Raw genomic sequence first — 978 nt, forward strand, 5'->3', positions numbered from 1 at the left:
ATCCGGAGCTGTCGGTCGGCATGCCCGGCTTCATCACCGCCGGCACCGGCATGGATGCGCTCGCCCACTGTCTCGAGGCCTATTGCGCGCCGGGCTATCATCCGATGGCCGACGGCATCGCCGTCGAAGGTGTGAGGCTGGTCTTCGAGAACCTGCCGAAGGCCTATGCCAACGGCAGGGATCTCGTCGCGCGCGCCCACATGATGAGCGCCGCCGCCATGGGCGCCACTGCCTTCCAGAAGGGGCTCGGCGCCATCCATTCGCTGTCGCATCCGGTCGGTGCGCTCTATGACACCCATCACGGCATGACCAATGCGGTGTTCATGCCCTATGTGCTCGCCTTCAACCGTGACTCCATCGAGGAGCGTATCGGCCGGCTCGCCGCCTATTGCGGCATCAAGGGCGGCTTCGACGGGTTCGCCAAGGCGATTATCAAGCTGCGCAAGGAATTGAAGGTGCCGCATGCGCTGCCGGGCCTTATCAAGGGGCTCGACATGGACAAGAAGCGCAAGGCGCTGATCGCCGACATGGCGGTGGTCGATCCGACCGCCGGCGGTAACCCGGTCAAGCTGACCAAGAAGGCGGCGCTGACCTTGCTCGAAAACGCCATTGCCGGCACGGTCTGAGGCGTTTTCCGCGCCGCAAAGTGATCTGAAAAGGGGCTATGAAAACAAGGGGGAGGATGACGGGCAAGGCACAAACTAGTTAGCCGGAAAAAGAATCGCGGAGCGATTGCTACATCAGGTTAAAAAGAGTTTACTTTTTCGCACTGCGAGCAGCCGCTTTCACAAAGCTTTCATCTGGCTGTCACATGAAAACGATACCGCATCGCAGGCGTCCAACGGCGTCAGTTCAACGGAGAGAACACATGTTCAAGTTCACGGGGAAAGTGCTTTCCCTTTCGGCCGCGGCGCTTTTCGCGTCGACGGTGATTTCGTCCGCGGATTCGCTGGACGATCTCGTCAAGGCTGCCAAGGC

The 978-nt window shown here is 60.5% G+C and carries 1 protein-coding gene and 1 pseudogene; both read left to right on the forward strand.

All coding sequences use genetic code 11. The features are described 5' to 3' along the window. The coding region (locus tag ENZ74_RS32925; protein ID WP_127313345.1) for an iron-containing alcohol dehydrogenase at positions 1–626 on the forward strand (626 nt) is incomplete at its 5' end. 242 nt (positions 627–868) lie between these two features. Next, positions 869–978: pseudogene (locus ENZ74_RS35860) on the forward strand (ABC transporter substrate-binding protein); the annotation flags it as partial.

The organism is Mesorhizobium sp. M7A.F.Ca.CA.002.15.2.1 (assembly GCF_003998715.1).
Lineage (GTDB): Bacteria > Pseudomonadota > Alphaproteobacteria > Rhizobiales > Rhizobiaceae > Mesorhizobium > Mesorhizobium ciceri.